Below are 25,611 nucleotides of genomic sequence, written 5' to 3' on the forward strand. Positions count from 1 at the left end.
AAACATGACCAAGATTGCAGCCGGTGCGGCGCTGGGCCTCTGGGGCACGCTGGCGCAGGCGGCGGATGATGTGACCCTGCAACTGAAATGGGTCACGCAGGCGCAGTTTGCGGGCTACTACGTGGCCAAGGACAAAGGGTTCTACGAGGAAGAGGGGCTGAACGTCACGATCAAGCCCGGTGGCCCGGATATCGCGCCCGAGCAGGTGATCGTCGGCGGTGGTGCCGATGTGATCGTGACCTGGATGGCGGCGGGTCTGGCCGCGCGGGAACGGGGCGTGCCGCTGGTCAACATCGCGCAACCTTTCAAGACCGGCGGGCTGCAGGTCAACTGTCTGAAATCCACCGGCGTGGAAAGCACCGATGATTTCGCCGGGCGCACGATGGGTGTCTGGTTCTTTGGCAACGAATATCCATTCTATGCCTGGATGGCGTCGCTGGGTCTGGAAACCGACGGGGCGGACGACAACGGGGTAACGGTGCTGAAGCAGGCGTTCTCTGCCGATCCTCTGATCCAGGGGCAGGCGGATTGCATTTCCACCATGACCTACAACGAGTACCGCCAGATCCTGCAGGCCGGGATCACACCGGAAGAACTGGTCACCTTCAACTACCTCGACATGGGGTTCGGCATGTTGGAAGACGGGCTTTATGTGCTGGAGGACGAGCTGGAGGACCCGGCGTTCAAGGACAAGATGGTCCGCTTTGTCCGTGCCTCGATGAAGGGGTGGAAATACGCCGAAGAGAACCAGGAAGAAGCCGCCGAGATCGTTGTTGAAAACGATGCCTCAGGCGCGCAGGAGCTGGATCACCAGCTTTACATGGTTGGCGAAGTGGCCAAGCTGACAGCCGGCAGCAACGGCACCCTGGACGAGGCGGATTATGCGCAGACGGTCAAGACGCTGCTGTCCGCAGTGAGCGAGGAAAACCCCGCGATCACCAAGGAGCCAGAGGGCGCCTGGACCCACGCAATCACGGACGAAGCGCTGAACTGATCCGACGGCGATATCAAGACGAAGGGCCGGTACGGGCGCGTGCCGGCCTTTTTGTTGAATGTGGCAGGTGCAGCTTGCGCCGGGCGAGGCGCATTCTTCGAAAGCCGTGCACTTTGAGCAATGGCATAAAAAAGGCCGGTACATCGTACCGGCCCCTTTCCATTCTGGATGTACTCTCTGTCAGAGCACGGTCACCACTGTGCCGAGTGGCACGCGTTGGTAGAGATCCTTGACGTGTTCGTTCAGCATCCGGATGCAGCCGTTGGACACGGAGCGCCCGATGGAGTTCGGCTGGGTTGTGCCGTGGATGCGGAAGTATGTGTCCCTGCCGTTCTGGAACAGGTAGAGCGCGCGTGCGCCCAGCGGATTGCTGGGGCCACCGGGCTGCGCGTCGGTGTTGCCTTTGAAGCGGCCATAGGCCTGTGGGTCACGTTCGATCATCTCGTCGGTGGGGCGCCATGTGGGCCATTCTTTCTTGACGTCGATGGTCGCGGTGCCGGTGAATTCCAGACCGGCCTTCCCGACGCCGACACCGTAACGGATCGCGCGACCGGGGGATGTGACGAAATACAGGTAATGGCTGCGCGGCAGGATCAGCAGTTGACCGGGCTGGTACTGTCGCTTGATCGACACCTCCTGCGGGGTCGGGTCATATGCACCGGCCTGGGCGCTCAGGGCGTGTGGCAGGGCGGCGGCAACCAAGGAACTGGCGATAAAGGTACGGCGGCGCATATAATGCTCCATGTAAATGAGGTTGGCAGATGAGCTATTTTCCAGAGCGTTTGTCTTGATGACAAGTAGACAGCCGGAAAAAATCTGACCGTTGTTGCACAAAGGCCGGAAAAGCTGCTGAGCCTTTTCGGTCCGGGGAGGAAACGCAGCAATTTGCGTGGAGTTCCCATGAGCGGGCATGGGACGCTGTGCCAGCCTGGAAAATCAATAGCGCATGATTCACAACCAGTCGGTTCGATTGGGATGGGCATTCGGCCCTCCGGCATGTTTTCGACTTAAATAGATGATTTAAAGGTGATTTTTGGCATAAAGGTGGAATGAAGGCTCGTTTGAGCCGCGAGAGAGTCACACTGTTGCCCAGATTGGCACAAAGCAGTCGCTAATCTTAAAATTGTCTTAATCCTGTCGCAAAAACGCCCGCGATCCACCGGCACTTTTTGCTGGGGCCATGGAATGAACAATCCGGTGCCGCTCGCAACCGACGAACCTTGAGGATGATGCATGCGTATTTTGGCCGTTGACGATGATCCGGTGATTCTCGACCTGCTTGAACGGGCATTGGCCGATAGCCGGGGATATGAGCTGACCACATGCAAGACGGGCGAAGACGCTCTGAAATTGCTGAAAGGTCCGATTGCCCCTTTTGAGTGTTTTCTGCTGGACGTGATGTTGCCGGGGATCGACGGGATCGAACTCTGCGATACCATCCGCCAGACGGCGGCCTATCGCACTGCGCCGATCATCATGATCACCGCCAGCCGAGAGGCGGACCTGATGGAACGCGCTTTCTATGCCGGGGCCACTGACTTTATCTCCAAGCCGCTGGACGGCGTGGAACTGAGCGCACGTATCGTTTCGGCGGGGATGCTGAATGACAGCCTTCACCGCGAACGTGACGCGCGGCATACGCTGGCCGATCTGACCGCCAAGATGAAGCTGAGGTTCGATGAAGCCGTCAAGCTGAGCATCCCGGAGGTGACAAACCTGCTGGAGTTGGAAAACACCATGCTGCGGATGCCCGAAGGGTGCTATGCGATGACCTTGTTTTCCATAGATGTGATGGGGTTGCGGGGGATTCACCGTGCGGTCAGTCCGGCGGCGTTCCGTTACCACCTTGAGGCCGTCGCGGGGGCGACTGTCGAGGCGCTCAAGCATCGTACATCGCGGCTGGCCTACACCGGGTCGGGGCGTTTCATGGGGGTTCTGATGGGACGCGAGAGGTTTGATCGTGACGCTGTCCTGACCCAGATCAATGCGGCGCTGTCGTCGGACTGGGACGTGCAGACCAGTGGCACGCCGATGCCGCCGGCGATCCGGCTGACGACACTTTCGGATCAGCGGCTGTGGTCGGGGGTGTCGGCCAGCGACATGCTGCGCTCGAAGAGGGCGAATGTCGATCTGCTGCGCGGTGTCCAGGAAGAGCAGGAAGACAACCTGTTCAACAAGCTGGAAGCCAAGGTTTCCCGCGCCTCGTAAGGGGGGCGGAAGGGCCGTTGATCAAAACGGCCCTTTCCAGTGGCACCCGTTGAATTTGCTACGCAAAATTCAACGTACGAACTTCTTGTGCTTCAACCGCTTGGGTTCCAGCGCATCCGCGCCCAGGCGGCGTTTCTTGTCTTCTTCGTAGTCTTCGAAGTTGCCCTCGAACCATTCCACATGCGCCTCGCCTTCGAAGGCCAGAATATGCGTGCAGATCCGGTCAAGGAAGAAACGGTCGTGGGAAATGACCACGGCGCAGCCCGCGAAATCGACCAGCGCGTCTTCGAGCGCGCGCAGGGTTTCGACGTCAAGGTCGTTGGTCGGTTCGTCAAGCAGCAGCACGTTGCCGCCTTCTTTCAGCAGGCGTGCCATGTGGACGCGGTTGCGCTCACCGCCCGACAGGAGGCCGACCTTTTTCTGCTGGTCGCCGCCCTTGAAGTTGAACGACGAGCAATAGGCGCGGGAGTTGACCTCGGCATCGCCCAGCTTGATCAGCTCGGCCCCGCCGGTGATCGCCTGCCAGACGGTATCGTCGGGTTTCAGGTCGTCGCGTGACTGGTCCACATAGGACAGATCCACGGTTTCACCGTATTCAATTGAGCCCGCATCGGGCTTTTCCTGACCCGTAAGCATCTTGAACAGCGTGGATTTACCCGCGCCGTTGGGGCCGATGACCCCGACAATGCCACCAGGGGGCAGGGAGAAATCCAGCCCTTCGACCAGCAGCTTGTCCCCCATGTGCTTTTTCAGCCCCGCAACCTCGATCACCTTGGAGCCAAGGCGCGGGCCGTTGGGAATGACGATCTGCGCGCGGGAGAGTTTTTCGCGCTCGGATGTTTCGGCCATCTCGTTATAGGCGTTGATCCGGGCCTTCGATTTGGCCTGCCGTGCCTTGGCACCCTGGCGCATCCATTCCAACTCGCGCTCCAGCGTCTTCTGCTTGGACTTGTCCTCGCGGGCTTCCTGGCTCAGCCGCTTTGCCTTCTGCTCCAGCCAGTCGGAGTAGTTGCCCTCGTAGGGCACGCCGCGGCCGCGATCCAGTTCGAGAATCCAGCCGGTGATGTCATCCAGGAAATAGCGGTCGTGGGTGACAATCAGGATCGTGCCCTTGTAGTCGATCAGGTGCTGTTGCAGCCAGGCGATGGTTTCCGCGTCGAGGTGGTTGGTCGGTTCGTCGAGCAGCAGCATGTCGGGCGCTTCGAGCAGCAGCTTGCACAGGGCGACACGGCGCGCCTCACCGCCAGAAAGGGATGCCACATCGGCGTCGTCGGGGGGGCAGCGCAGGGCTTCCATGCTGACGTCGATCTGGCTGTCGAGGTCCCACAGGTCCTGCGCGTCGATGTCGTCCTGCAGTTTGGCCATCTCGTCGGCGGTCTCGTCCGAATAGTTCATCGCCAGCTCGTTATAACGATCAAGGATGGCCTTTTTCGCGGCGACACCTTCCATCACGTTTTCACGCACGGTCTTGGTCGGGTCCAGCTTGGGCTCCTGCGGGAGATAGCCGACACGCGCGCCTTCGGCGGACCAGGCCTCTCCGGTGAAATCCTTGTCCATGCCCGCCATGATCTTGAGCAGGGTGGATTTACCCGCGCCGTTCACGCCGACGACGCCGATCTTGACGCCCGGCAGGAAGTTCAGGTGGATGTTTTCAAAAAGCTTTTTCCCGCCCGGATAGGCCTTGGAGACGCCGGACATGTGATAGACAAACTGATAGGCGGCCATTGCGGATTCCTGTCTGGTCAATGAGGTTTCGCCCCGCAATATCGCGGCCATGGGCCAAGATCAACGCAGTCCTGAAAGGTGGGCGGCTGCGCGGGAAATGCCGGTGACTGCGGCCGGTACGGGGGCGGGAGGCGATGCGCCGGTTCGGCGGCACCGTTTTTTCCTGCGCAGGCGCTGCCCCGGAAACGAATTATTCAGAATTGCGGCGGTAGCTTGCAGGTGAAAGGAACTGCTGATGCTCGATTCGCGGAATGACGATGCGCAGGCCAGCCAGCCGGGCGACACGCATGAAAATGCGATCGACGCGGTCGTTATGATTGATGGCAGCAATAATATCTCTGCGTTCAATGGCGCGGCGGAGCGGCTGTGGGGGTATCGCAGGGCCGAGGTGATTGGCAAGAACGTCAAGATGCTGCTGCCCCCTGACATGCGGACAAACCATGACAGTTTTGTCGACCGTCACCGCAAGACCGGGCAGGACCGCATCGTCGGCACCAGCCGAGAAGTGCCTATCCATTGCAAGGACAACACCACCGCCTATGCGCGGCTGTCGCTGCGCCAGACCGTGACCGCCGAAGGCGCGAAGCAATATACCGCGTTCCTGACCGATGTGACCGAACAGCATCGCAAGACGACCGCGGCCGTCGAAGTGATGCGCGACTTGCTGGACCAGATTGACAGGTTGACCACCGGTATCAATACGATCGCACAGCAGACCAATCTATTGTCGGTCAATGCCTCTATCGAAGCGGCCAGGGCCGGCGACATGGGGCGGGGGTTCGGCGTTGTTGCGATGGAGATCAGGGCCCTTTCAAACCAGGCCAAGGAAATCACGCTGGAAATCGAGAACGTGGTGGAATCCGGCAGGCAATCAGTCGGCAACCTGGCGAAGGACGCCATTCCCACCGGGCAAATCGACTGATGTCGGTTTGATGACCCAGGTCTGCCTGCCGGGGCGTTGCTGCCTTCTTTGAAAGTCAGGTGGTTTTGAACTTTTGAATAGGACAGCCGCGACGCGATAAACGGCAGTTTCGACCCGGACGACCGACCTTGTCACAAATCAGGCTCAGGCACTTCACGTTATACCTGACTCATCTGGCGCTACCTAAATCAATATATTTCAAAGGGTTAGTCGGAAATCGGTGGCTCAAGGCAAACGCGACACGCTGAAACGGTCCCATTTGGGTCAACACCTGCGACTTTCAGCCAAGATTGCGAGACGCCGCACCTGAGAGACTGGCAAGTTACCCTGTGTATCGGATCAAGCCAATGCGCCATGCCATAGCTGGGCAACTTGGCTGATGACATGGGGCGATTCTACTGATGCGAGAATATCTGCGCGGTCGCTTCGACCAGTCAATACGGCATTTCCCAAGCAAAATTGGCGTTTTCGGCTGTGAATTCGGGCGAATTCGGGCATTTTTACTGGAAACTGATCTTTTTAAGTCGATGTGAATTTTAATTCTCTGTTACGCTTTTGTTAACCTGCGAGGGTCGGTCGATGTCCGCCTTACGTAGGGAATTGAAGTGGTGCCGATGTCTGGACGGGTCTTTCCGTCGATGCAAAGGCACAGGGACAACAGGGAACATCTCATGTCAAAAACCGCAATCGTTGTGGGTCTGGACGGGTCGGAGGCTGGCCAACGCGCGCTGGCTTTCGCCAAAAGCAGAGCCGAAATGATCGGGGATTGCTCAATCACGATCTGCTACGTGATCGAATGGTCGCCTTTTTCATTTCAGACACCCGAGGAAAACGAGCAGCGCCACAAGCGCCGCGAGGAAGAATTGAAGCTGGCACATGAACGGGTCATCGACCCCGCAGTCGCACAGGCCAAGGCCGACGGATTTGACGTGACGGGTGTCGTCAAGCACGGCGATGCGGCTGACATCCTGGAAGATATCGCCAAATCCGAGGGTGCAAGCCAGATTGTCGTGGGCCGCGTCGGTGCGCGCGGTCTGAAAGAGCGGCTGTTTGGTGGCGTCACGGGGCGGTTGGTCGCCTCGGCGAGCGTCCCGGTCACAATCATTCCCTGAAGCAGAGGTATTCCAAATGCACAGACTATATGCAGTACTACTGACCATGATTGCCTCTGTCCTGCCCGGCCTTGCCGCCGCACAGGAAGCCGTGGGGCTTGATCAGAAGATCAACCAGATTTTCGCGGATTATACCGGCTGGTATGTTTCCTTTATCTTTGCCCCCCTGCCGGGCACAACCTTTTCCTGGATCGCCCTCTGGCTGGTTGTCGGTGCCGTGGTGTTCACGGTCTATTTCGGGGCCATCCAGTTCAAGGGCTTTGCCCATTCCATCAGGCTGGTGAAGGGTGACTATTCCGACCCCAACGACGCGGGCGAGGTCAGCCATTTCCAGGCGTTGGCAACGGCGCTTTCGGGCACCGTGGGCCTGGGCAACATCGCGGGTGTCGCGGTTGCGGTCAGCATCGGGGGGCCGGGTGCGACCTTCTGGATGGTGGTTGCGGGCCTGTTCGGCATGGCGACCAAGTTCACCGAATGTACGCTGGGTGTGAAATACCGCAACGAATACCCGGACGGCAGCGTTTCAGGCGGCCCGATGTATTATATCGTCAAGGGTTTCAAGGAACGTGGACTGCCGCTGGGTGGTTTCATGGCGGTGGTGTTCAGCATCTTCACCATTCTGGGCGCGCTGGGCGGGGGCAATATGTTCCAGGCCAATCAGGCGCATGCGCAGATTGCCGGTGTGTTTGGTGACTTTCCGGGCTGGATCACCGGTGTGATCCTGGCGGGCGTCACCTTTGCGGTGATTGCGGGCGGTCTGAAATCCATCGCGCGGGTCACGGAAAAGGTCGTGCCGTTCATGGGTGTCTTCTATGTGCTGGTGTCGATCCTGATCCTGCTGATCAACTTCGATCAGATCGGCTGGGCCTTTGGCCAGATCTTCATGGGTGCCTTTACCGGCCTGGGTGTTGTCGGCGGGTTTACCGGCGCGCTGATCCAGGGTTTCCGTCGTGCCGCGTTCTCCAACGAGGCGGGTATCGGGTCAGCGCCCATCGCCCACTCTGCGGTGCGGACAAAGGAGCCGGTGACCGAAGGATATGTTGCCCTGCTGGAACCCTTCATCGACACGGTTGTGATCTGTACGATGACAGCTTTGGTGATCGTGATCAGCGGCGTGATGAACGTCGATCCCGAGACCGGTCTCTACATCTGGAATGCAGAGGCAGGCCGGATCGCAACCGAAGGTGATGTCAGCGGTGTTGCCCTGACCTCGGCTGCCTATGCCAAGGCGTTCTCGTGGTTCCCGGTCCTGTTGATGGTGGCGGTGGTGCTCTTTGCCTTCTCTACCATGATCAGCTGGTCCTACTACGGGCTGAAAGCCTGGACCTACCTGTTCGGTGAAGGGGAGACCAAGGAACTGATCTTCAAGATCATCTTCTGCCTGTTCATCGTGATCGGTGCGGCCGCAAGCCTGGGTCCGGTGATCGACTTCTCGGATGCGATGCTGTTCTCCATGGCGATCGTGAACATCATTGCGCTGTATTTCCTGATGCCGATCGTGAAGCGCGAGCTGAACAGCTATGTTGCGCGCCTGCGCGCGGGCGAGTTCGTCAAGCACAAGTAAGCTGATGGATTGACAATGGGGCGCAAAGCCCTTCCTTTCGGCCCCTGAAGAAATTCGGGGGCCGATTTTGTTGCGCCATACCATGCCATATGCCGCAGCCGGTCAGGTGATCGGCCTGCTTGGCGGGTCGTTCGACCCGGCGCATGCGGGTCATGCGCATATCACCACCGAGGCGCTCAAGCGGTTTGGTCTGGATCGGGTGTGGTGGTTGGTCAGCCCCGGCAACCCGCTCAAGAGCCGAGGGCCAGAGCCGCTGGACAAGCGGATGGCACATGCCCGCGCGGTCATGCAGCACCCCCGCGTCGAGGTTACCGACATCGAGAGCCAGCTGGGCACGCGCTATACGGCGCAGACGCTGGCCAGGTTGCGACGGCTTTATCCGAATGTGCGCTTTGTCTGGCTGATGGGGGCGGACAACATGGCGCAGTTGCATCAGTGGCAGGACTGGCGCGAGATCATGGAGACCGTGCCGATTGGCGTACTGGCCCGCCCCGGACAGCGCATTTCGGCGCGGATGAGCCGGGCGGCAGGTCTCTATGCGCCATACAGGATTCCGGGGCGGTTCAGCCATCTTCTGGCGCTGGCCGATCCCCCGGCCTGGTGTTTCATCAACGTGCCGATGAACGATGCGTCATCCACCGCAATCCGGGCGCGCGGTGGCTGGTCAGCGCAGTCGGGTTGAGGCGAGCCCCGCGCCGGTGATCAGCGCCAGCCCGGCCCAGGTATAGCTGTCTGGCAGGTCGCCAAAAATGATCCAGCCCAGAAGGACAGCCGCGATCAACTGGAAATAGACCAGCGGTGCCAGCCGGGTGGCGGGTGCAATGCGATAGGCAAAAAGCAGCAGCAGGTTGCCCAGCATGGAGCAGATGGCCGAGGCCAGGGTCAGCCCTGCGATGGGCAGGGTCATGGTCGGCATGTTGAGCAGCCCGAGCGGCAGCAGCATAAGTCCGGCAATCACCATCTGGGTAAAGGTCAGCGCCATCGGGGTGCCCAATCCGGACAACCAGCGCGACATGGTCAGGAAGGTGCCGTAGCAGGTTCCGGCGGCCACGGCCCAGAGCACGCCCAATTCTCCGCCCGGACCGGGACGGACCACCAGCAGCACGCCGACAAAACCCAGCACCGTCAGGACACTGCGCAGCGGTGTGACGGTTTCACGCAGGAAGATCACTGCCAGAACGTAGCTGACAAGCGGTCCGATAAAGAAGGCGGCAAAGACGGTGGCGATGTCGACGGTTTGCAGCGCCATCTGGATGCAGGAGATGCCCGTGGCCAGAACGGCTGCCCGCACCCAGATACGCCAGTTGCGCAGCAGCGCATCGCTGCCGTTTGGCAGAAAGGGCAGCAAAATCAGGATGCCGAGGGCAAAGCGGGACCATGCGACAAAGAGCGGGGAAACGCCGAGGTTGCTGCTGAGCATCTTTCCGGCGCTGTCCCCGCCGGGGATCAGGGACATGGCGACAAACATGATCAGAACGGCGCGTTGCATCAGCCCTGCTAGCACGCAATCGCGGCAGGTAAAATGTGAAACGAGACTGCTTGTGGAAGATCGCGAGGTGCGGTTTAACCGGGCCCATGGGCAAGCTTTTTTCACGTCGTTTTTTTCTGGGTTCGATTGCGGCCTTTGGGTCCATGCCCAGGGGCGCTATGGCCGAGCCGCCGACGTCTTCCCTCCGCCCCGTGTTGCGGGGGGAGGATTTCCACAAACGCGCGGTGGCCGATGTGGAAGCCATCATTCGCGAAGCGAACCTGACCGGCGATGTGGCCTTTGCCGTGGCGCGGGCCGATACTGGGGCCTGGCTGGAATGTCGCAACGAACAGGAAGGGACGCCGCCTGCCAGCGTCGCCAAGGCTGTCACGGCGCTATATGCGCTGGACGCCTTGGGGCCGGAGCATCGGTTTCAGACCCGGCTCTGCGCCACCGGCGGTATCAAGGATGGCGAAGTGCAGGGCGATCTGTGGCTGGTTGGCGGCGGCGATCCGACGCTGGATACCAACGGGCTTGCCGATATGGCCGCTGACCTGAAGGCTGCGGGGGTGCGGGCGGTCAAGGGCGGCTTCAAGATCTATGAAGCCGCGCTGCCGGTGATGCGCCAGATCGACCCCGAGCAACCCGATCATGTGGGCTATAACCCGGCGGTGTCTGGGATTGCGCTGAATTACAACCGGGTGCATTTCGAATGGAAACGGGCGAGCGGCAGCTATTCGGTGACCATGGATGCGCGGTCCGACAAATATCGTCCGGCGGTGGTCATGGCGGCAATGCAGGTTCGGGACCGCAGCATGCCGGTTTATACCTACGAGGATCGCGGCGGTACAGATAGCTGGACCGTGGCGCGCGGGGCGCTGGGGGGCGGTGGGTCGCGCTGGCTGCCGGTGCGCAGGCCGGGGCTTTATGCGGGCGATGTGTTTTCCACGATGGCGCGGTCCCATGGCATCAGGCTGGACCCCCCCGAGGTGGTTGGCACATTGCCGACGCAGGCCGAAACGCTGGTGACCCGGCGCAGCGCGCCATTGCGTGGCATTCTGCGCGACATGTTGAAATATTCCACCAATCTGACGGCGGAAATGGTCGGCATGTCCGCGACGCTGGCCCGCAACGAACCGGCGGAAAACCTGCGCGCCTCGGCCGCCGCCATGAACCGTTGGGCGGTGGCGGAACTGGGCATGACGGCACCCAAGCTGGTGGATCATTCGGGCCTGGGCGACGACAGCACGATTACGGCGCTGGATATGGCGCGGGCCTTGGTCAAGGTGCAGGGCAGCGACCTGCGCCCGATCCTGAAACGCTTTGGCATGCGCGATGCGGAGGGACGCCCGATGAAGGATCATCCGATCGTGGTGGATGCCAAGACCGGAACGCTGAATTTCGTGTCCGGGCTGGCGGGATATCTGACGGCCACGGATGGCACCGTGATGGCCTTTGCCATTTTCGCGGCCAATCGTGAAGAGCGTGCCAAGATCAGCCGCGAAGAGCGGGAAAGGCCACCGGGCGCGCGGGGCTGGAACACCCGTGCAAAACGCGTGCAGCAGGGATTGATTGAACGCTGGGGCGTGCTCTACGCAAGCTGACCCATGGGGTCTGAAGGAGATTTCCATGGCAAGCTGGGCCGATCTGGACCAAGAATTACGCCTTTGGCACGCGGTGGGCGAAGTGCCCAGCTTCTGGTGGCGGGATGACGATACCGAAGCGCCGACCACCGATCTGGACCAGCTGATCGCGCTGGCCGAGCGGTTTTCGGCCCCGCTGCATCTTGCGGTGGTGCCCCATGCGATTGATCCCGGCCTCGCGCCGCGCCTGCGCGCGTCGCCTTCGGTTTATGCCTTGCAGCACGGTTTTGCGCACAAGAACCACGAGCCGAAGGGCGCGCGCGCGTCTGAGGTCGGGGTGAATCGCGACATCGCCTTGCAGGAGACGGATCTGAGGAACGGATGGCAGCGGATGGTGGCGGCGGAATTGCCAAACCTTCTGCCTGTTTTTGTCCCGCCCTGGAACCGGATTGCGGACAAGACGCTGATGGCTCTGCCGCGCCTGGGGTATCGCGCGGTGTCGGTCTTTGACCGGCGGCCAGAACAACCGGTGGGGCTGCCGCATTTCAACGGCCATATCGACCCGATCCGCTGGAAAGAGGGCGCGCGTTTTGCCGGAACGGAAAAGACGCTGGAGCAGGCGGTGCAGCACCTGCGCCAGCGCCGTCTGGGCGCGGCCGAAAAGGACGAGCCGACAGGCTTTGTCACCCATCATCTGCAAACCGATGAACCAACCTGGGATTTCAGCGCCGCGCTGTTGGAGCGGCTGACATTCGATGGTGCGACCAACTGGATCGCGCTGCCTCAGGTCGTAAAAGGAGCCGAACTTGGTTGAGATTGCCTATGCCGCGCCGGCGGAGCGCGAGGAAGTTGCGCAGTTCATGAACGCGGTTTTTGTGAAGGCCAAGTGGGACATCGACGGGTGGCGCCGGTTGGTGGCCGGGCGCTGGTGCGGGCCGGAGGGGCGATATGCCATCACGGTGCGCGACAAGGGGCGGCTGATGGGCGTTCTGGGGCTGGTCTATGCGGAGCGGATCACAGCCGAAGGCATCCGGACCACAGCGGACATGACATCGTGGTATGTGCTGAAAGACCTGCGGGGACAGGGGGTTGGCGGCAAGATGATGGCGCTAGCCACCTCTGACCCGGAGGTGACGGTCACCAACTTTTCCAGCGCCAAGGCGGCGGTCAGCGTGCTGGAGCGCGCGGGGCTGGAGGTGCTGGACCGGGAGCGGCTGGTCTGGCATCCGTCGCAGATGCCAAAGTTCAAGGTACATGAGGACCCGCTGGCGCTGGGCGACAGGCTGACGGCGAAGGACCGGCGGATCATCGGGGATCATCAGGGGCTGCGCCTGCGGCATCTGGCGGTGGAAACGCCGGACGGCTTGTGTGTGATGGTGGTTTATCCGCAGAAAAAGCACGATGAATATGTCACGCATGAGATCATGTATCTGGCCGACCAGCCGCTGTTTGCGCGGCACGCGGCGCAGATTGCGGCGTCGGTCCTGCCCGCGCGGGAGGCGATCCTGTCACTGGACCGCAGGTTTGCGGCGGAGGGGATCGCCTGCGACGATGTGCGCGCCTTTGCGACGCCCCGGTTCTGTCAGAAGGGGCTGCTGCACCCGTCCGAGATCGACATGCTCTATTCGGAATGCGTGCTGCTGAACATCAAGATTCACTAAGTTCCGCTAGTGCCGTCAACTGAGGTGACGCGCGCGCGCGCCGCGTTCGATGGCAGCGGCATGCAGGCGGTCAATGTTCAACTCGTAACGGATTTCTTCGAGCAGGCGCAGTTCGGCTTCCTCAAGCTTGCCGTCGGCGGCGGCGACGTCGCAGGCCAACGCATAGGCGGTCTCGTACAGGCGTTCGGGCAGGGCCTCGCGGATCAGGCCGAACAGCGCATCAAGCCCGTCTTCCTGTTCGAAGAGGTCGAAGACGGTCTTGCTGATGGTGCTGAGCCGGTCGTTGTCGTAATCCGCGAAGATCGGCAGCATGTTGACCGACGATTGAATCTTGATCAGTTCGGTGGTTCGGATGTGTTCGTCGGAGGCGGAAACGGCGACCATCATCGCGACAAGACAGTCCTGCGCGCTGAGCGACAGGGAGGGATCGTCAGGCATGGAACTTCCTTTGATACTGTGTTGGGCACAGATTATTGACCCGGTCCGCCCGGCGCAATAGGTAGCGGTCTGATCTGCGTGCAATGGGCGCGCGGGTGCCAATGATGGAAAATGTAATGTCTGAAATGCGTGACGCCGCGATGAACAGCAAGGCCTGGCCCTTTGAAGAAGCGCGTCGGGTGCTCAAACGCTATCAGAACAAGCCGCCGGAAAAGGGTTTCGTGCTGTTCGAGACGGGCTATGGCCCCTCTGGCCTGCCGCATATCGGGACCTTCGGCGAGGTGCTGCGGACCACGATGATCAAACGCGCGTTCGAGGAGATTTCGGACATTCCGACCAAACTGGTCTGCTTTTCCGACGATCTGGACGGGATGCGCAAGGTGCCGGGCAATGTGCCGCAGCAGGAGATGCTGGCCGAGCACATGCACAAGCCGCTGACCTCGGTGCCGGACCCTTTCGGCACCCATGAGAGCTTTGGCCATCATAACAACGCAATGCTGCGGCGGTTCCTGGATACCTTCGGGTTCGAGTATGAATTCTATTCCGCGCGGGAGTACTACCGGTCGGGCCGGTTCGACGAGATTTTGCTGCGCGCGGCGGAGCGGTATGACGAGATCATGGCCGTGATGCTGAAATCGCTGCGCGAGGAGCGGCGTCAGACCTATTCGATCTTTCTGCCGATCCACCCGGAGACGGGGCGGGTGTTGTACGTGCCGATCCGCGAGGTGAATGCCAAGGAGGGCACAATCACCTTTGACACCGAAGAGGGCGAGGAAATGACCCTGCCGGTCACAGGCGGCAACGTGAAATTGCAGTGGAAGCCCGATTTCGGCGCACGCTGGGCGGCGCTGGACGTGGATTTTGAGATGTACGGCAAGGAACATGCCACCAACACCGCGATCTATGACAGGATTTGTGAGATCCTTGGTGGCAGGAAGCCGGAGCATTTCAGCTATGAGTTGTTCCTGGACGAGAATGGGCAGAAGATTTCCAAATCCTCCGGCAATGGTATCTCGATTGACCAATGGCTGACCTATGCGAGCACGGAATCGCTGGCGTATTTCATGTTTCTCAAGCCGAAGACCGCCAAGCGGATGCATTTCGATGTGATCCCGAAGGCGGTGGATGAATATCACCAGCAGTTGCGGGCCTATGAGACGCAGGATGCCAAGGGGCGGGCGAATAACCCGGTCTGGCACATCCACGGGGGCGATGTGCCCCAGTCGGACATGGTTGTGCCGTTCTCGATGCTGTTGAACCTCGCATCGGTGTCTTCAGCCGAGGACAAGGGGCAGTTGTGGGGCTTTATCCAGCGGTATGCGCCTGATGCCTCGCCCGAGAAGAACCCCGGCATGGATGCGGCTGCGGGCCATGCGGTGCGGTATTTCAACGATTTCGTAAAGCCGCACAAGGTGTTCCGCGCCCCGACCGACCTGGAGCGCGAGGCCCTGGAAGAGCTGCGCGACAACCTGCGGTCCTGGGATGGCGGGCTGGATGCCGAAGCGCTTCAGAGCATGGTCTTTGCCGTCGGGAAAGAGCGGTTCGAGCCGCTGCGCGACTGGTTCACGGCGCTTTATGAGGTGCTGTTGGGGGCCTCGCAGGGGCCGCGTTTTGGCGGGTTCATCGCGCTTTATGGAGTGACGGAAACCGCCGATCTGATCGACGAGGCGCTGGCGGGCAAACTGACGGCGGGCTGAAACTCTTGTCCTGTTGATGCCGTGACTTACCATTGATGCGTTTCGGGATATACCTGGATCACTTGTTCGCGGCCTCTTCCTTCGGTCGAACGCGAAAAAGCGATGTTTCAGGTTTTTCCCGAAACGCTGTAGTCACACAGCCAACAGGAGAGTGATCATGCGGACAGGGTTTTTGAGGATATTCGGGGCGCTGATGCTGGCGGTGATGTCCGTCACCGGGGCTGCCGCGCAATCCACCGAGATCGAGGGCACGATCGACAGCCAGTTCGAAGCCTTCAAGGCGGATGATTTCGCGACGGCATTTACCTATGCCACGCCGAGTTTGCAGCAATTGTTCCAGTCGCCGCAGAATTTCCAGCGCATGGTGACACAGGGCTATCCGATGGTCTGGCGCCCTGCCGAAGTGCGCTATCTGGAACTGCGCGAGAGGGGCGGTGCGATGTGGCAGAAGGTGCAGATCACCGATGCCAAGGGCTTTACCCATATTCTGGATTACAAGATGGAACAGACGGATATGGGCTGGCGCATCGGCGCCGTGCAGATCCTGGATGCGCCGGGGGCGACGGCCTGACAGCAGGCGTTGCGCCATTGACCGTGCGCTGGTCTCAGCGCTGCTTAAGACTTCATTGATATTTCCTTTCTCGCAGACCGGCAATCGCCGGGTCTGAGATCAACCAGACGGCGTTCTGGCGGCGTGGGTGCCGTGGTGCTGCCGGAGAAAGGGATATTTGATGAACAAGGCGATTACCGATGGCGTGGTGCTGATGCCGACCCCGTTTGCGCAAGGTCTGGATGTCTGGTCGAGCGGCGATGGGACGCCGGGTTCGGACACCTATGAAGGCTCGGCCAACGGGGCCTTTGTGCCTGCGGATCAGGATTTCGGGGGTGCGCTGGAACTGCTGAAGACGGCAAACACGCAAAAACTGCGATTTATGGGCGAGACGCCCCTGTTGCCGGGGTGCTATCTGCAGATCAGGGCAAGGGTGAAAGCGATCAGTGGCAATCTGCCGTCGGTGCGCATTGCCGGTTATGCGGCGCGGGCGAACGGGTCTCTTGTGAACAATGTCGCGGGGTTTGTGCCCTACGTCACGCTGACGACCTATGGCGAGGTGGTCGAGGTGTCGGCCATCGTTGGGGCGGGTGATCGTGGCGGGGTCGATCTGGTCTGGGGGACAGAGCCGATCTACGGGCATTTCGGGATTGACCTGATTGGACCGAACGGCGGGATCATCCGGGTCGATGACATCGAGATCGTGGACGTGACGTCGGTTTTCCTGCGCGACATGCTGAGCCAGGTGGACGTGGTGGATTTCGGCGCTGTTGGTGACGGGACAACCGATGACAGCGCCGCTTTCGATGCGGCCAATGCGGCGGCGGACGGGCGAACCGTATTTGTGCCGGCTGGCACGTATAGGCTGAATTCCAGCGTGACGATCGACAGCAATGTGAAATTCGAAGGCAAGGTGAGCATGCCGACCAGCGCCATTCTGGTGCTGCGCCGCAACTTTGACCTGCCGAATTATATCGAAGCATTCGAGGATGAGGAACTGGCCTTTCGCAAGGCCTTTCAGGCCCTGCTGAACAATGCGGATCACGACACGCTGGATCTGGGCGGGCGCAAGGTGAACATCACAGGCCCGATTGACATGCAGGCGACGGTGCCGGGCCAGAACTCCTATGCGACGCGCCGGGTGATCCGGAATGGCCAGTTGGAGGCGGCAAGCAGCAATGCCTGGGACACAGAAGTTGTGACCTCGCAAGCCACCTATAACACCAACAACAACAAGCGACTGACCAATGTCACGAACATCGCCAACATCCCAGTTGGTGCCCTGGTGGAGGGAAACGGGGTGGGCCGCGAGATCTATGTGCGGTCCAAGAACGTGGCGACCGGGCAGATCGAATTGAACGCGCCACTTTACGATGCCTCCGGCACGCAGAATTTCACCTTTCGCAAGTTTCAGTACATGCTGGATTTCAGCGGTTTCAGCCTGCTGAGCAAGTTCGTGCTGGCTGACATCGAATTCCAGTGCAACAATCGGTCATCCGCGATCATGCTGGCCCTGTCGGGCACGGCGTTTCACGTGCGCGACTGCTTTATCACGCGCCCGGCGGACCGCGGGATCACGTCCATTGGCGGGGGCTGTCAGGGCATGTTGATCGACCGTTGCCAGTTCCTGTCGTCGGAAGATGCGATTCCGGTGTCGCAGCGCACGACCATCGGGTTCAACGCCAATGCCAATGATGTGAAGCTGCGGGACAACCGTGCCACCCGGTTGCGCCATTTCGGATTGCTGGGCGGGGCCAACAGCATCATCACGGGAAACCATTTTTTTCAGGGTGACGAGGTGAACAACGGGGTGCGGTCGGCAGGTATCATTCTGGCCAATACCCATGTCAGTTCAATTTTTTCGGGCAATTATGTGGACAATTGCTTTGTTGAATGGACCAACGAACAGGACCCGGCACCGGGGTTCAGCTCTGAATTCTCGTTCAGCGCGCTCAGCATCACCGACAATATCTTTCTGTCCGGCGAGGTGGCACCCTGGTTCAGCTATATTGTGGTCAAGCCGCATGGGGCGGGGCATTTCCTGAGCGGCGTGTCGATCACCGGGAACCGGTTTCGCAGCCTGAACGGCACCATCGACCGGGCGGAGCGGGTTGATACCACCTTTGCCGATCTCGATCTTTCAAGGTGCAAGAACGTGGTCTTTACCGAGAATTCGTTTCATGCGGTGACCCATCAGGTCGAAAGCCCGGCCAAGGTGGAGTTCTTTCAAAATACGGCATCTGACATTTGGACCATTGATATGTCCGACTATCTGCCGTTTGGCGGCGAGGCGTTGAAGGTCGAAAGCGTGTTGCCGCAAGGGGCCCTGCGCAATGGCAACAACGTGCGCCAGTGGGAGACGCCCTATGCCGATGTCGCCATTGGCGGGAACCGCGACCAGATACGATTGAATTGGTCGACCGCGCTGCGCGGGCGGGTCCAGGTGACGGTCCGCATGGACAGTCGCTGATTGGAGCGGCTGGCCCGGTCCGTTCATTCGGACCGGGCCAGCCATCAGAATTCGCGCCAAAGCCCCAGCTTGATCGACGTGTCGGAAACCCCGTCGAACGGGGTTTCAGTTCCGATTTGAATACGGAATTTTCGGTTCTTCGGCCTTATGAGGATGGAGGGGGCGAAGGTGCCATAGGTCTGCTGATCAATTTGGGCGAGGTAGACCTGCAACATCCCTGACGTCACTTCCGAGAAATTGTATCCCAGGGTGCCATCCAGCTTGGCCGCGCGTCTGCCGGTGGTGATATCCCAGTAAAGCGCGCCATCCACGCCCATCCATCCGTTGTTTTGCCCGATCTGAAAGCCCCGGCCCCATGACAGCCCCAACTTGACATGCGGCAGCATCAGGTCCTGGACCCAGGCTGTACCTGCGCCGATTTCATAGGCCCATTTGTTCGCGGCCTCGGGTCGGCCAAGCGGGCGGCGCAGGAAAAACGTGACCGCGCCTGATTGAAGACCGAGATGGCTGTTGGCAAAACTGAGGTCGGCACCGATTGTCAGGTCGTCGCGCCATCCGTACTCGATGTAGGTTCCGCTGCTTTGATCGAGCGATTTGTTTAACGTAAAGGTGGATGAAACGAAGCTGGTGCCGGTCTCCCTCATCCAGGCGCCTGCCTGCGCAGGGCCGGACAGGCAGAGAAAGATCAGGACAAGAACCAAGACAGGCATCGCATACTCCTGCGACGATCTTGGTTAATGCAGATTAAGAAAGAATTACCGGGACTGCGGGAACGAAAAAGCCCGGAACAATGTTCCGGGCTGATCCGCAAATCATTTTGTGCTTAGACCGTTGCGCGGTTCCCGCGGGGGCCGAAGATCAGCCAAGCGATAAAGCCAAGCACCGGCAGCAGCAGGATGACGATGGTCCACACGATTTTCGCGAGGGTCGATACACCCGATGTCAGCACCTGGTAGATGGCGTAGATATCGGCGATCAGGACGATTAGTCCGAATAGGCCATATTCCATTGTTTGTCTCCTTGGATCACATATTCTGTATTGCTGGATAAACTCCGCGTGATCGGAAAAAGTTCCGCAGCTTGCGGCAGCGCATTGTTATCGCTATGGAATGCGGATGATCTCTGACCCCGAACTGGCGCTTGACCGGCGCGATGGCCTGCCGGATGCCCTGCGGGTTCTGGCTGAGGCCTATCCGCGTGCGAATTGGGAAGCGCATGCAAATTTCGGTGAAATGATCCGCTTTTGGATGGATCGGCACGCGATGTTCCGGCAGTTGACCGATGTGTTGCAGAAGGATGCGCAGGCGCTGGCCGACAGCGGCGTTGATTTTGCCGACTACGCGCCGCGGCTGTCACACTATGGCGGAATGCTGCTGAACCAGCTTCACGGGCATCACCAGATCGAGGATCAGCACTATTTTCCGCAATTGATCACGCTGGATGGACGTCTGGAGCGCGGCTTTGAACTGTTGGAGACTGATCACGAGGCGATGGACGGATTGCTGCATGGGATGGCCGAGGGGGCCAATGCCGTGTTGCAGGGCGGAGAGATCGGGCCGTTTCTGGACCGGTTGAACGGATTTACAACCCTGCTGAACCGCCATCTGACAGACGAGGAAGAGATCGTTGTGCCGGTGGTGCTGGAAACAGGTTTTCGCGGATAGGGCGGCCACCCCGGAACATCTGATGGTGACCTGAGTTGAGCGGTCATAAGGACCTCAACTGAAAGGAACAGCCATGCCTGCGCAATCCAAAGCCCAGCAGCGCGCCGCCGGTGCCGCCCTGTCTGCCAAACGTGGTGAGACCAAGGTGTCCGACCTGCAAGGCGCATCGAAAGAGATGTACGATACCATGACCGAGGACGAACTGGAGGATTACGCCAGTACCGACCATGATGGCCTGCCTGAAAAGGTGGATGACGACTGACTTGGCAAGGGTCCGCCTGCGGCTTGCGGACTGCGGAACCGGAGTGTCATTACAGACGTTTTCCCACCAGACACGCACTCAAGAAAGGAACACGTTATGAATGACATGTCTTCGACTGCATCTATGGTTTCTTCCAACGATGTGAACGGTACTGCGGTTTTCGGCACAAAGGGTGACGAGATTGGCCATATTGACCATCTGATGATCGACAAGAAGTCAGGCAATGTGGCCTATGCAGTCATGGGCTTTGGCGGATTTCTGGGGATGGGTGAAGACCACCATCCAATCCCTTGGAACGCCCTGCGCTATGACCCCACCCGCGAAGGGTATGTGACCGACATTGACGCCGATACGCTGAAAGGCGCGCCTGAGCGCCCCGAAGGTTGGCAACGCGACCGCGCCTGGGAGCAGCGGACGTTCGATCACTACGGCGTGCCGTATTACTGGATGTGATCGCCTGACGGGCGGTTGAATGCGGAAGGCGGGTCAACTGGCCCGCCTTTTGTGCTGATTTTGTTCAGAAAAGTGGGACCGGGTGGTTGCCACCTGGAACCTCTGATCCTTTTCTCGATTCCTGTCTAAGTCCAAGTCATGACAACGATATTTCGGTAATCGCGTCTGCCCAACAGGGACTGTTGGGCCGCGCCGTTCCGCCCCCACGGGGCGGCGCGATTGCGCCACCCCTCGGAACGGCGCTACGTTGGCTTTTTGTTGCCTGTCTCAGGTCAATGGTCAGGTACTAAAACGAACCCATCGAATTTATCTTCGAAGTTTGAAGCCGTGTTTCTCTGCGCAGGCGACCTCAACGCTTCCCCCCGTACCGGCTTTTCCCACCGCGCATCCCGCCACGACCGCCGGTGCTGCGCCCGCCGGCCTTTTGCGCGTCGCCAACGGCCTTTTCCACCGCGTATTGCCGCGCCATCGGATCGTCGGCAATGGCCAGATCCACCGCTTCCAGCCGTTTGACCTCGTCGCGCAGGCGGGCGGCCTCTTCGAACTCCAGGTTCTCGGCGGCCTTGCGCATGTCGGTGCGCAAGCCTTCCAGCACGGTTTGAAGGTTGCCGCCATGGGCCTTGTCGACCTTGGCGGTGACGCGGTTCATGTCCACATCGCCCTTGTAGAGACCGGCCAGAATATCCTCGACGTTCTTTTTCACCGTCTGCGGGGTGATGCCGTGTTCTTCGTTATAGGCCAGTTGTTTGGCGCGGCGGCGGTCGGTTTCGCCCATGGCGCGTTCCATCGACCCGGTGACGCGGTCGGCGTACATGATCACGCGGCCTTCCGCATTTCGCGCGGCGCGGCCGATGGTCTGGATCAGCGAGGTTTCGGAGCGCAGGAAACCTTCCTTGTCCGCGTCCAGAATGGCGACCAGTCCGCATTCGGGAATGTCCAGCCCCTCGCGCAGCAGGTTGATGCCGATCAGCACGTCGAAAGCCCCGAGGCGCAGGTCGCGCAGGATCTCGATCCGCTCGATCGTGTCGATGTCAGAATGCATGTAGCGCACGCGAATGCCCTGTTCGTGCATGTATTCTGTCAGGTCTTCCGCCATCCGCTTGGTCAGCGTCGTGCAAAGCGTGCGGTAGCCGTCGGCGGCCACGCGGCGCACCTCGTCCAGCAGGTCATCCACCTGCATTTCGACGGGTCGGATTTCGATCTGCGGGTCGATCAGGCCGGTGGGGCGGATGATCTGCTCGGTGAAGACGCCGCCGGCCTGTTCGATCTCCCAGGCTGCGGGGGTGGCGGAGACAAAGACCGACTGCGGGCGCATTGCATCCCATTCCTCGAACTTCAGGGGGCGGTTGTCCATGCAGGAGGGCAGGCGGAAGCCGTGTTCGGCCAGGGTGAACTTGCGCCGGTAGTCGCCTTTGTACATGCCGCCGATCTGGGGCACGCTGACATGGCTTTCGTCCGCGAAGACAATGGCATGATCTGGGATGAATTCGAACAGGGTCGGGGGCGGCTCACCGGGGGCGCGGCCCGTCAGGTAGCGTGAATAGTTTTCGATCCCGTTGCAGACGCCGGTGGCTTCCAGCATTTCAAGGTCAAAATTCGTGCGCTGCTCCAGCCGCTGCGCCTCCAGCAGTTTGCCATCGGCGACCAGTTGGTCCAGCCGGGTGCGCAGCTCTTTCTTGATGCCGATGATCGCCTGGGACATCGTTGGTTTCGGGGTCACGTAGTGGCTGTTGGCATAGACCCTGATCTGGTCGAACGTATCGGTCTTTTCCCCGGTCAGCGGATCGAATTCCGTGATGCTCTCCAGTTCCTCACCGAAAAAGGACAGCCGCCAGGCGCGGTCGTCCAGGTGCGCGGGGAAAATCTCAAGGCTGTCGCCGCGCACCCGGAACGATCCGCGCTGAAAGGCGGCGTCGTTGCGCTTGTATTGCTGCGCCACGAGATCAGCGATCACTTGGCGCTGGTCATAGCTGGAGCCTGTTTTCAGGTCCTGTGTCATCGCGCCATAGGTTTCGACCGACCCGATCCCGTAGATGCAGGAAACCGAGGCCACGATGATCACATCGTCACGTTCCAGCAGCGCGCGGGTGGCGGAGTGGCGCATCCGGTCGATCTGTTCGTTGATCTGGGATTCCTTCTCGATATAGGTATCCGACCGGGCGACATAGGCCTCTGGCTGATAATAGTCGTAGTAGGAAACGAAGTATTCGACGGCATTGTCCGGGAAGAACCCTTTGAATTCACCGTAGAGCTGGGCCGCCAGCGTCTTGTTCGGGGCCAGGATGATGGCGGGGCGCTGGGTTTCTTCGATCACTTTCGCCATGGTAAAGGTCTTGCCGGTGCCGGTGGCCCCCAGCAGGACCTGATCCCGTTCGCCGTCCTTCACCCCCTGCGACAGTTCGGCGATGGCGGTGGGCTGGTCGCCCGCTGCCTCGAATTCCGTTTGCAGGCGAAACCGCTTTCCGCCCTCCAGCTTGGGACGGCTGCGCACATCGGGTGCGGGGTTGGACAGAATTGGCGCAATTTCAGAACTGTCAGTCTGGGCGTAAGGCATCTGTGGCGTCCTTGGGTGGGGAACCCCATAGGTGTCGTTTTTGGCGGCAGGATCAAGGGGGCATGGCGGGCAACTGCCAGTTCCTGTCAGCAGTTTCCGAATGGCACCGCCGTCACTTCATCAGGCGCTTCCGATTCGCCCTGACCTTGCGGCTGATCGGAGCCATCGCGGCGGATATCACCTGATCGGGGCGCTTGCCTGCCATGATGGCCTTGCTTGCGGCGACATTTGCCTTGCTCAGGGCGGGCAGCTTCTCGGCGACCATGCGGTTGTTCTCGCCAGCCTTTTGGGGGATCAGCCCGCTGATGGCCATCAGTCGCAGGGCCATGACCGTTTGTGCCTCGAACGCCAGCAGGATGGCTTTGGTCGACAGGGAAACAAGATTTACGGGGTACATCGAAAGCTCCTTTCGAAAACTGATACCAAGATAATGCTGCGCCGCAGCATTTGTAAGGGTCAATCTGCAATATACCGATGAAGGACTTGCCCCAGGCCCGCGAATGCCCGATACAGGAGTGCAGCACAGACCAAGGAGCATCCCATGCGCGCACGCATCTATCAGCCCGCCCGCACGGCCATGTCGTCAGGTACGGCAAGGACACGGGTGTGGTTTCTGGAATTTGCACCGTCAGAGGCACGCGAAGTCGATCCGCTGATGGGCTGGACATCTTCATCCGACACGCAGGCGCAGGTCAAACTGCGCTTTGACACGCGCGAAGAGGCGGTTGAATATGCCCGCGAGAACGGCATCGACGCACAGGTGCAAGAGCCGCACAAGCGCAAGCCGAATGTCCGCTCCGGCGGTTATGGGGAAAATTTTGCAACCGGTCGTCGCGGCGCCTGGACTCATTGACGCTGTAAAAGTCGGCGCAACGCTGTTGCGGAGTCGGGGTAAGGATTCCGCGAAGGCAAATGTGACTAAAGCGCCCCGCCTTAAACTTGAATCGCCGATACCCTGCCGCGCTTCGCGCTCTCGGGACATCGGCGATACGGAGTGTATCAGGTTAAAGGCGGGACGCTGTAATATTAAATTCTTCCACTGATAACGGGTGCTAAATTTCGAATGTGGTGGCTGCTCAAACACCATCCGAACCGCTCCAGCGCGAACCTGCGGGCTGTGCCGGACGTGGGGTATCAGCAGGTGCCACGCGACTCGGGGACGCTTGGGTCCTGGGCCATCCCGTCGATCTTCTGCCTGATAAGGCGCATCACGCGCTTCACCGCGGGCGTAGCCTCAGCCGAGCGCAGCTGGATCAGCGAAAACGGGACCACTGCAAGGCCTGACGCGGTGTCGAGCCGTCGGATACGGCCGCCAAACGCCTGTTCCCCGGCGTAGAAATCGGCTGCGGCCCGCGCCAAAGGGGCAATTGCGTTGGTCTCGCAGATGATGGCGAGGGTCAGCAGCATCGACGAGGTGCTGAGAATCCGCTCTGGCGGGTTCAATCCGTTCCTGAGCAGATAGGCCTCTGCAGTCCGGCGCAGCAGCCCGTTCTCGGGCTGCATGACCCAGTCGTAGGACAGACAGTCCGCCACCTTCAGATCGGTCTTGCGCGACAGCGGGTGTTCCAGGCGCGCGACCAGCGACACCGGCTCGGGACCGACTTCGGTGAGGGTGATTGCGCGCGTGTCCATGCCGTCGGGCACCCGGCCGATGTAAAAATCCAATTCGCCGGCGGTCAGGGAATCGGCCAGCTTGTCGCTTGTATCGACGTCGACCGACAGCTCGATCTCCGGATAGGTGACCCGCAACTCGCGGATTACGGGAAGGACCAGCTCGACAGCAGGTCCCGTCACGCTACCGATCCGAACGGTGCCGCGCTCGCCCTTGCTGAGCGCAGTGATCTGGTGCTGCACATCGTCCAAGCCGTGTAGAAAATCGCGCGCCCGCAGGGCCAAGGCCTCGCCGGCCTCCGTCAGGGTTACGCCGCGTGCGTGCCGGTCGTACAAGCGGGCATCCACCGTCTTCTCCAGATCCGCAAGAAGCCGCGAGGCGGCGGACTGCGTCATGGCGACCTGTGCCGCAGCGCCCGAAACCTGCCCGGTTTCTTTCACCGCAACCAGCAGGCGCAATTGTGACAGCCGCAGTCCGCGTCGGATCAACTCGTCCCGGACAGGGACGACGGGCGGGGCTGTCACTGGGATAGAGGTGGACATCATTTTTTCCTTATAACATTTTGGATATATCATTTACCTTATTTTGAATTTGATTGCTATAGCGTTCCGAACGCATTCTCCGGCCATCGCTCACGACTTATGAGTCGTGAAACGCAGACAAAAAGGTCCGCC

At 60.2% G+C, this 25,611-nt stretch carries 25 protein-coding genes; 16 read left to right on the forward strand and 9 right to left on the reverse strand.

The window, feature by feature from the left end; all coding sequences use genetic code 11:
* Positions 1 to 4: 4 nt before the first annotated feature.
* Positions 5 to 994, forward strand: a complete 990-nt coding sequence (locus A8B82_RS14960) for an ABC transporter substrate-binding protein (protein ID WP_235604707.1) — start codon at positions 5 to 7, stop codon at positions 992 to 994.
* Between the two features lie 180 nt (positions 995 to 1,174).
* Here the strand turns inward: A8B82_RS14960 and A8B82_RS14965 are convergent, their stop codons facing one another.
* On the reverse strand, positions 1,175 to 1,726 hold the full coding sequence (locus tag A8B82_RS14965; RefSeq protein WP_067294032.1) for a L,D-transpeptidase: 552 nt from the start codon (positions 1,724 to 1,726) through the stop codon (positions 1,175 to 1,177).
* Between the two features lie 501 nt (positions 1,727 to 2,227).
* Between A8B82_RS14965 and A8B82_RS14970 the strand changes: the two genes are divergently transcribed.
* Positions 2,228 to 3,202, forward strand: a complete 975-nt coding sequence (locus A8B82_RS14970; protein WP_067294037.1) for a response regulator — start codon at positions 2,228 to 2,230, stop codon at positions 3,200 to 3,202.
* A 69-nt stretch (positions 3,203 to 3,271) separates the two neighbouring features.
* Here the strand turns inward: A8B82_RS14970 and ettA are convergent, their stop codons facing one another.
* Positions 3,272 to 4,927, reverse strand: a complete 1,656-nt coding sequence (ettA, locus tag A8B82_RS14975; RefSeq protein ID WP_067294047.1) for an energy-dependent translational throttle protein EttA — start codon at positions 4,925 to 4,927, stop codon at positions 3,272 to 3,274.
* A gap of 235 nt (positions 4,928 to 5,162) precedes the next feature.
* Between ettA and A8B82_RS24720 the strand changes: the two genes are divergently transcribed.
* The 4 genes from A8B82_RS24720 to A8B82_RS14995 all read left to right on the forward strand — a co-directional run bounded on the left by A8B82_RS24720 (position 5,163) and on the right by A8B82_RS14995 (position 9,207).
* A complete protein-coding gene (locus tag A8B82_RS24720; protein ID WP_067294050.1) occupies positions 5,163 to 5,849 on the forward strand; it encodes a methyl-accepting chemotaxis protein in 687 nt (228 codons plus the stop codon).
* 671 nt (positions 5,850 to 6,520) lie between these two features.
* Positions 6,521 to 6,961 carry a universal stress protein gene (locus A8B82_RS14985; RefSeq protein WP_067294055.1) on the forward strand — a complete coding sequence of 147 codons (441 nt, stop codon included), beginning with the start codon at positions 6,521 to 6,523 and terminating at the stop codon, positions 6,959 to 6,961.
* A gap of 46 nt (positions 6,962 to 7,007) precedes the next feature.
* The gene (locus tag A8B82_RS14990; RefSeq protein ID WP_443069345.1) at positions 7,008 to 8,525 is read left to right on the forward strand and encodes an alanine/glycine:cation symporter family protein; all 1,518 of its coding nucleotides are present in this window, start codon (positions 7,008 to 7,010) and stop codon (positions 8,523 to 8,525) included.
* Between the two features lie 82 nt (positions 8,526 to 8,607).
* Positions 8,608 to 9,207, forward strand: coding sequence for a nicotinate-nucleotide adenylyltransferase (locus tag A8B82_RS14995; protein ID WP_082899327.1), 600 nt, complete (start codon positions 8,608 to 8,610; stop codon positions 9,205 to 9,207).
* Here the strand turns inward: A8B82_RS14995 and A8B82_RS15000 are convergent.
* Entirely contained in the window at positions 9,190 to 10,014 is an 825-nt protein-coding gene (locus A8B82_RS15000) for a DMT family transporter (protein WP_067294062.1), read from the reverse strand. The genes A8B82_RS14995 and A8B82_RS15000 overlap by 18 nt on opposite strands.
* Before the next feature lie 86 nt (positions 10,015 to 10,100).
* On the opposite strand from A8B82_RS15000, the gene dacB reads away from it, so the two are divergent.
* The 3 genes from dacB to A8B82_RS15015 are packed head-to-tail and all read left to right on the forward strand — an operon-like array spanning position 10,101 to position 13,237.
* A complete protein-coding gene (dacB, locus tag A8B82_RS15005; protein ID WP_067294066.1) occupies positions 10,101 to 11,597 on the forward strand; it encodes a D-alanyl-D-alanine carboxypeptidase/D-alanyl-D-alanine endopeptidase in 1,497 nt (498 codons plus the stop codon).
* Between the two features lie 25 nt (positions 11,598 to 11,622).
* Positions 11,623 to 12,390 carry a polysaccharide deacetylase family protein gene (locus A8B82_RS15010; protein ID WP_067294069.1) on the forward strand — a complete coding sequence of 256 codons (768 nt, stop codon included), beginning with the start codon at positions 11,623 to 11,625 and terminating at the stop codon, positions 12,388 to 12,390.
* Positions 12,383 to 13,237 carry a hypothetical protein gene (locus A8B82_RS15015; RefSeq protein ID WP_067294071.1) on the forward strand — a complete coding sequence of 285 codons (855 nt, stop codon included), beginning with the start codon at positions 12,383 to 12,385 and terminating at the stop codon, positions 13,235 to 13,237. The genes A8B82_RS15010 and A8B82_RS15015 overlap by 8 nt, the downstream gene beginning before the upstream one ends.
* A gap of 15 nt (positions 13,238 to 13,252) precedes the next feature.
* Here A8B82_RS15015 and A8B82_RS15020 read toward each other — a convergent pair whose 3' ends face one another.
* On the reverse strand, positions 13,253 to 13,675 hold the full coding sequence (locus A8B82_RS15020; protein WP_067294072.1) for a tellurite resistance TerB family protein: 423 nt from the start codon (positions 13,673 to 13,675) through the stop codon (positions 13,253 to 13,255).
* 116 nt (positions 13,676 to 13,791) lie between these two features.
* Here A8B82_RS15020 and A8B82_RS15025 point away from each other — a divergent pair, with 116 nt between their 5' ends.
* The 3 genes from A8B82_RS15025 (at position 13,792) to A8B82_RS15035 (ending at position 18,392) form a co-directional block, all read left to right on the forward strand.
* Entirely contained in the window at positions 13,792 to 15,372 is a 1,581-nt protein-coding gene (locus A8B82_RS15025) for a lysine--tRNA ligase (protein WP_067294074.1), read from the forward strand.
* A gap of 157 nt (positions 15,373 to 15,529) precedes the next feature.
* On the forward strand, positions 15,530 to 15,943 hold the full coding sequence (locus A8B82_RS15030; protein ID WP_067294076.1) for a DUF4864 domain-containing protein: 414 nt from the start codon (positions 15,530 to 15,532) through the stop codon (positions 15,941 to 15,943).
* 160 nt (positions 15,944 to 16,103) lie between these two features.
* Positions 16,104 to 18,392 carry a glycosyl hydrolase family 28-related protein gene (locus tag A8B82_RS15035; protein ID WP_067294078.1) on the forward strand — a complete coding sequence of 763 codons (2,289 nt, stop codon included), beginning with the start codon at positions 16,104 to 16,106 and terminating at the stop codon, positions 18,390 to 18,392.
* A gap of 44 nt (positions 18,393 to 18,436) precedes the next feature.
* Here the strand turns inward: A8B82_RS15035 and A8B82_RS15040 are convergent, their stop codons facing one another.
* Entirely contained in the window at positions 18,437 to 19,102 is a 666-nt protein-coding gene (locus A8B82_RS15040; protein ID WP_067294079.1) for a hypothetical protein, read from the reverse strand.
* A gap of 113 nt (positions 19,103 to 19,215) precedes the next feature.
* Complete coding sequence (locus A8B82_RS15045) at positions 19,216 to 19,401, reverse strand: PLDc N-terminal domain-containing protein (protein ID WP_067294081.1); 186 nt, start codon at positions 19,399 to 19,401, stop codon at positions 19,216 to 19,218.
* Between the two features lie 106 nt (positions 19,402 to 19,507).
* Here A8B82_RS15045 and A8B82_RS15050 point away from each other — a divergent pair, with 106 nt between their 5' ends.
* From A8B82_RS15050 to A8B82_RS15060, 3 genes are all read left to right on the forward strand, one after another.
* Positions 19,508 to 20,056 (forward strand): hemerythrin domain-containing protein, encoded by a 549-nt coding sequence (locus tag A8B82_RS15050; RefSeq protein ID WP_201120833.1) that lies wholly within the window; start codon positions 19,508 to 19,510, stop codon positions 20,054 to 20,056.
* Between the two features lie 73 nt (positions 20,057 to 20,129).
* A complete protein-coding gene (locus A8B82_RS15055; protein WP_067294086.1) occupies positions 20,130 to 20,318 on the forward strand; it encodes a DUF3008 family protein in 189 nt (62 codons plus the stop codon).
* Between the two features lie 96 nt (positions 20,319 to 20,414).
* Positions 20,415 to 20,771 carry a PRC-barrel domain-containing protein gene (locus A8B82_RS15060; protein ID WP_082899328.1) on the forward strand — a complete coding sequence of 119 codons (357 nt, stop codon included), beginning with the start codon at positions 20,415 to 20,417 and terminating at the stop codon, positions 20,769 to 20,771.
* 349 nt (positions 20,772 to 21,120) lie between these two features.
* On the opposite strand, the gene uvrB is transcribed toward A8B82_RS15060, so the two are convergent.
* Together uvrB and A8B82_RS15070 are read right to left on the reverse strand one after the other, a co-directional pair.
* Positions 21,121 to 23,325, reverse strand: coding sequence for an excinuclease ABC subunit UvrB (uvrB, locus tag A8B82_RS15065; protein ID WP_067294089.1), 2,205 nt, complete (start codon positions 23,323 to 23,325; stop codon positions 21,121 to 21,123).
* A 112-nt stretch (positions 23,326 to 23,437) separates the two neighbouring features.
* A complete protein-coding gene (locus A8B82_RS15070; RefSeq protein WP_067294091.1) occupies positions 23,438 to 23,722 on the reverse strand; it encodes an antifreeze protein in 285 nt (94 codons plus the stop codon).
* A 144-nt stretch (positions 23,723 to 23,866) separates the two neighbouring features.
* Between A8B82_RS15070 and A8B82_RS15075 the strand changes: the two genes are divergently transcribed.
* Positions 23,867 to 24,178: an ETC complex I subunit gene (locus A8B82_RS15075; RefSeq protein ID WP_067294094.1), complete on the forward strand. Its 312-nt coding sequence runs from the start codon at positions 23,867 to 23,869 to the stop codon at positions 24,176 to 24,178.
* A gap of 281 nt (positions 24,179 to 24,459) precedes the next feature.
* Here the strand turns inward: A8B82_RS15075 and A8B82_RS15080 are convergent, their stop codons facing one another.
* Positions 24,460 to 25,479, reverse strand: a complete 1,020-nt coding sequence (locus A8B82_RS15080; RefSeq protein WP_067294096.1) for a LysR family transcriptional regulator — start codon at positions 25,477 to 25,479, stop codon at positions 24,460 to 24,462.
* Positions 25,480 to 25,611: the final 132 nt, after the last annotated feature.

Source organism: Sulfitobacter sp. EhC04 (assembly GCF_001650875.1).
GTDB lineage: Bacteria > Pseudomonadota > Alphaproteobacteria > Rhodobacterales > Rhodobacteraceae > Sulfitobacter.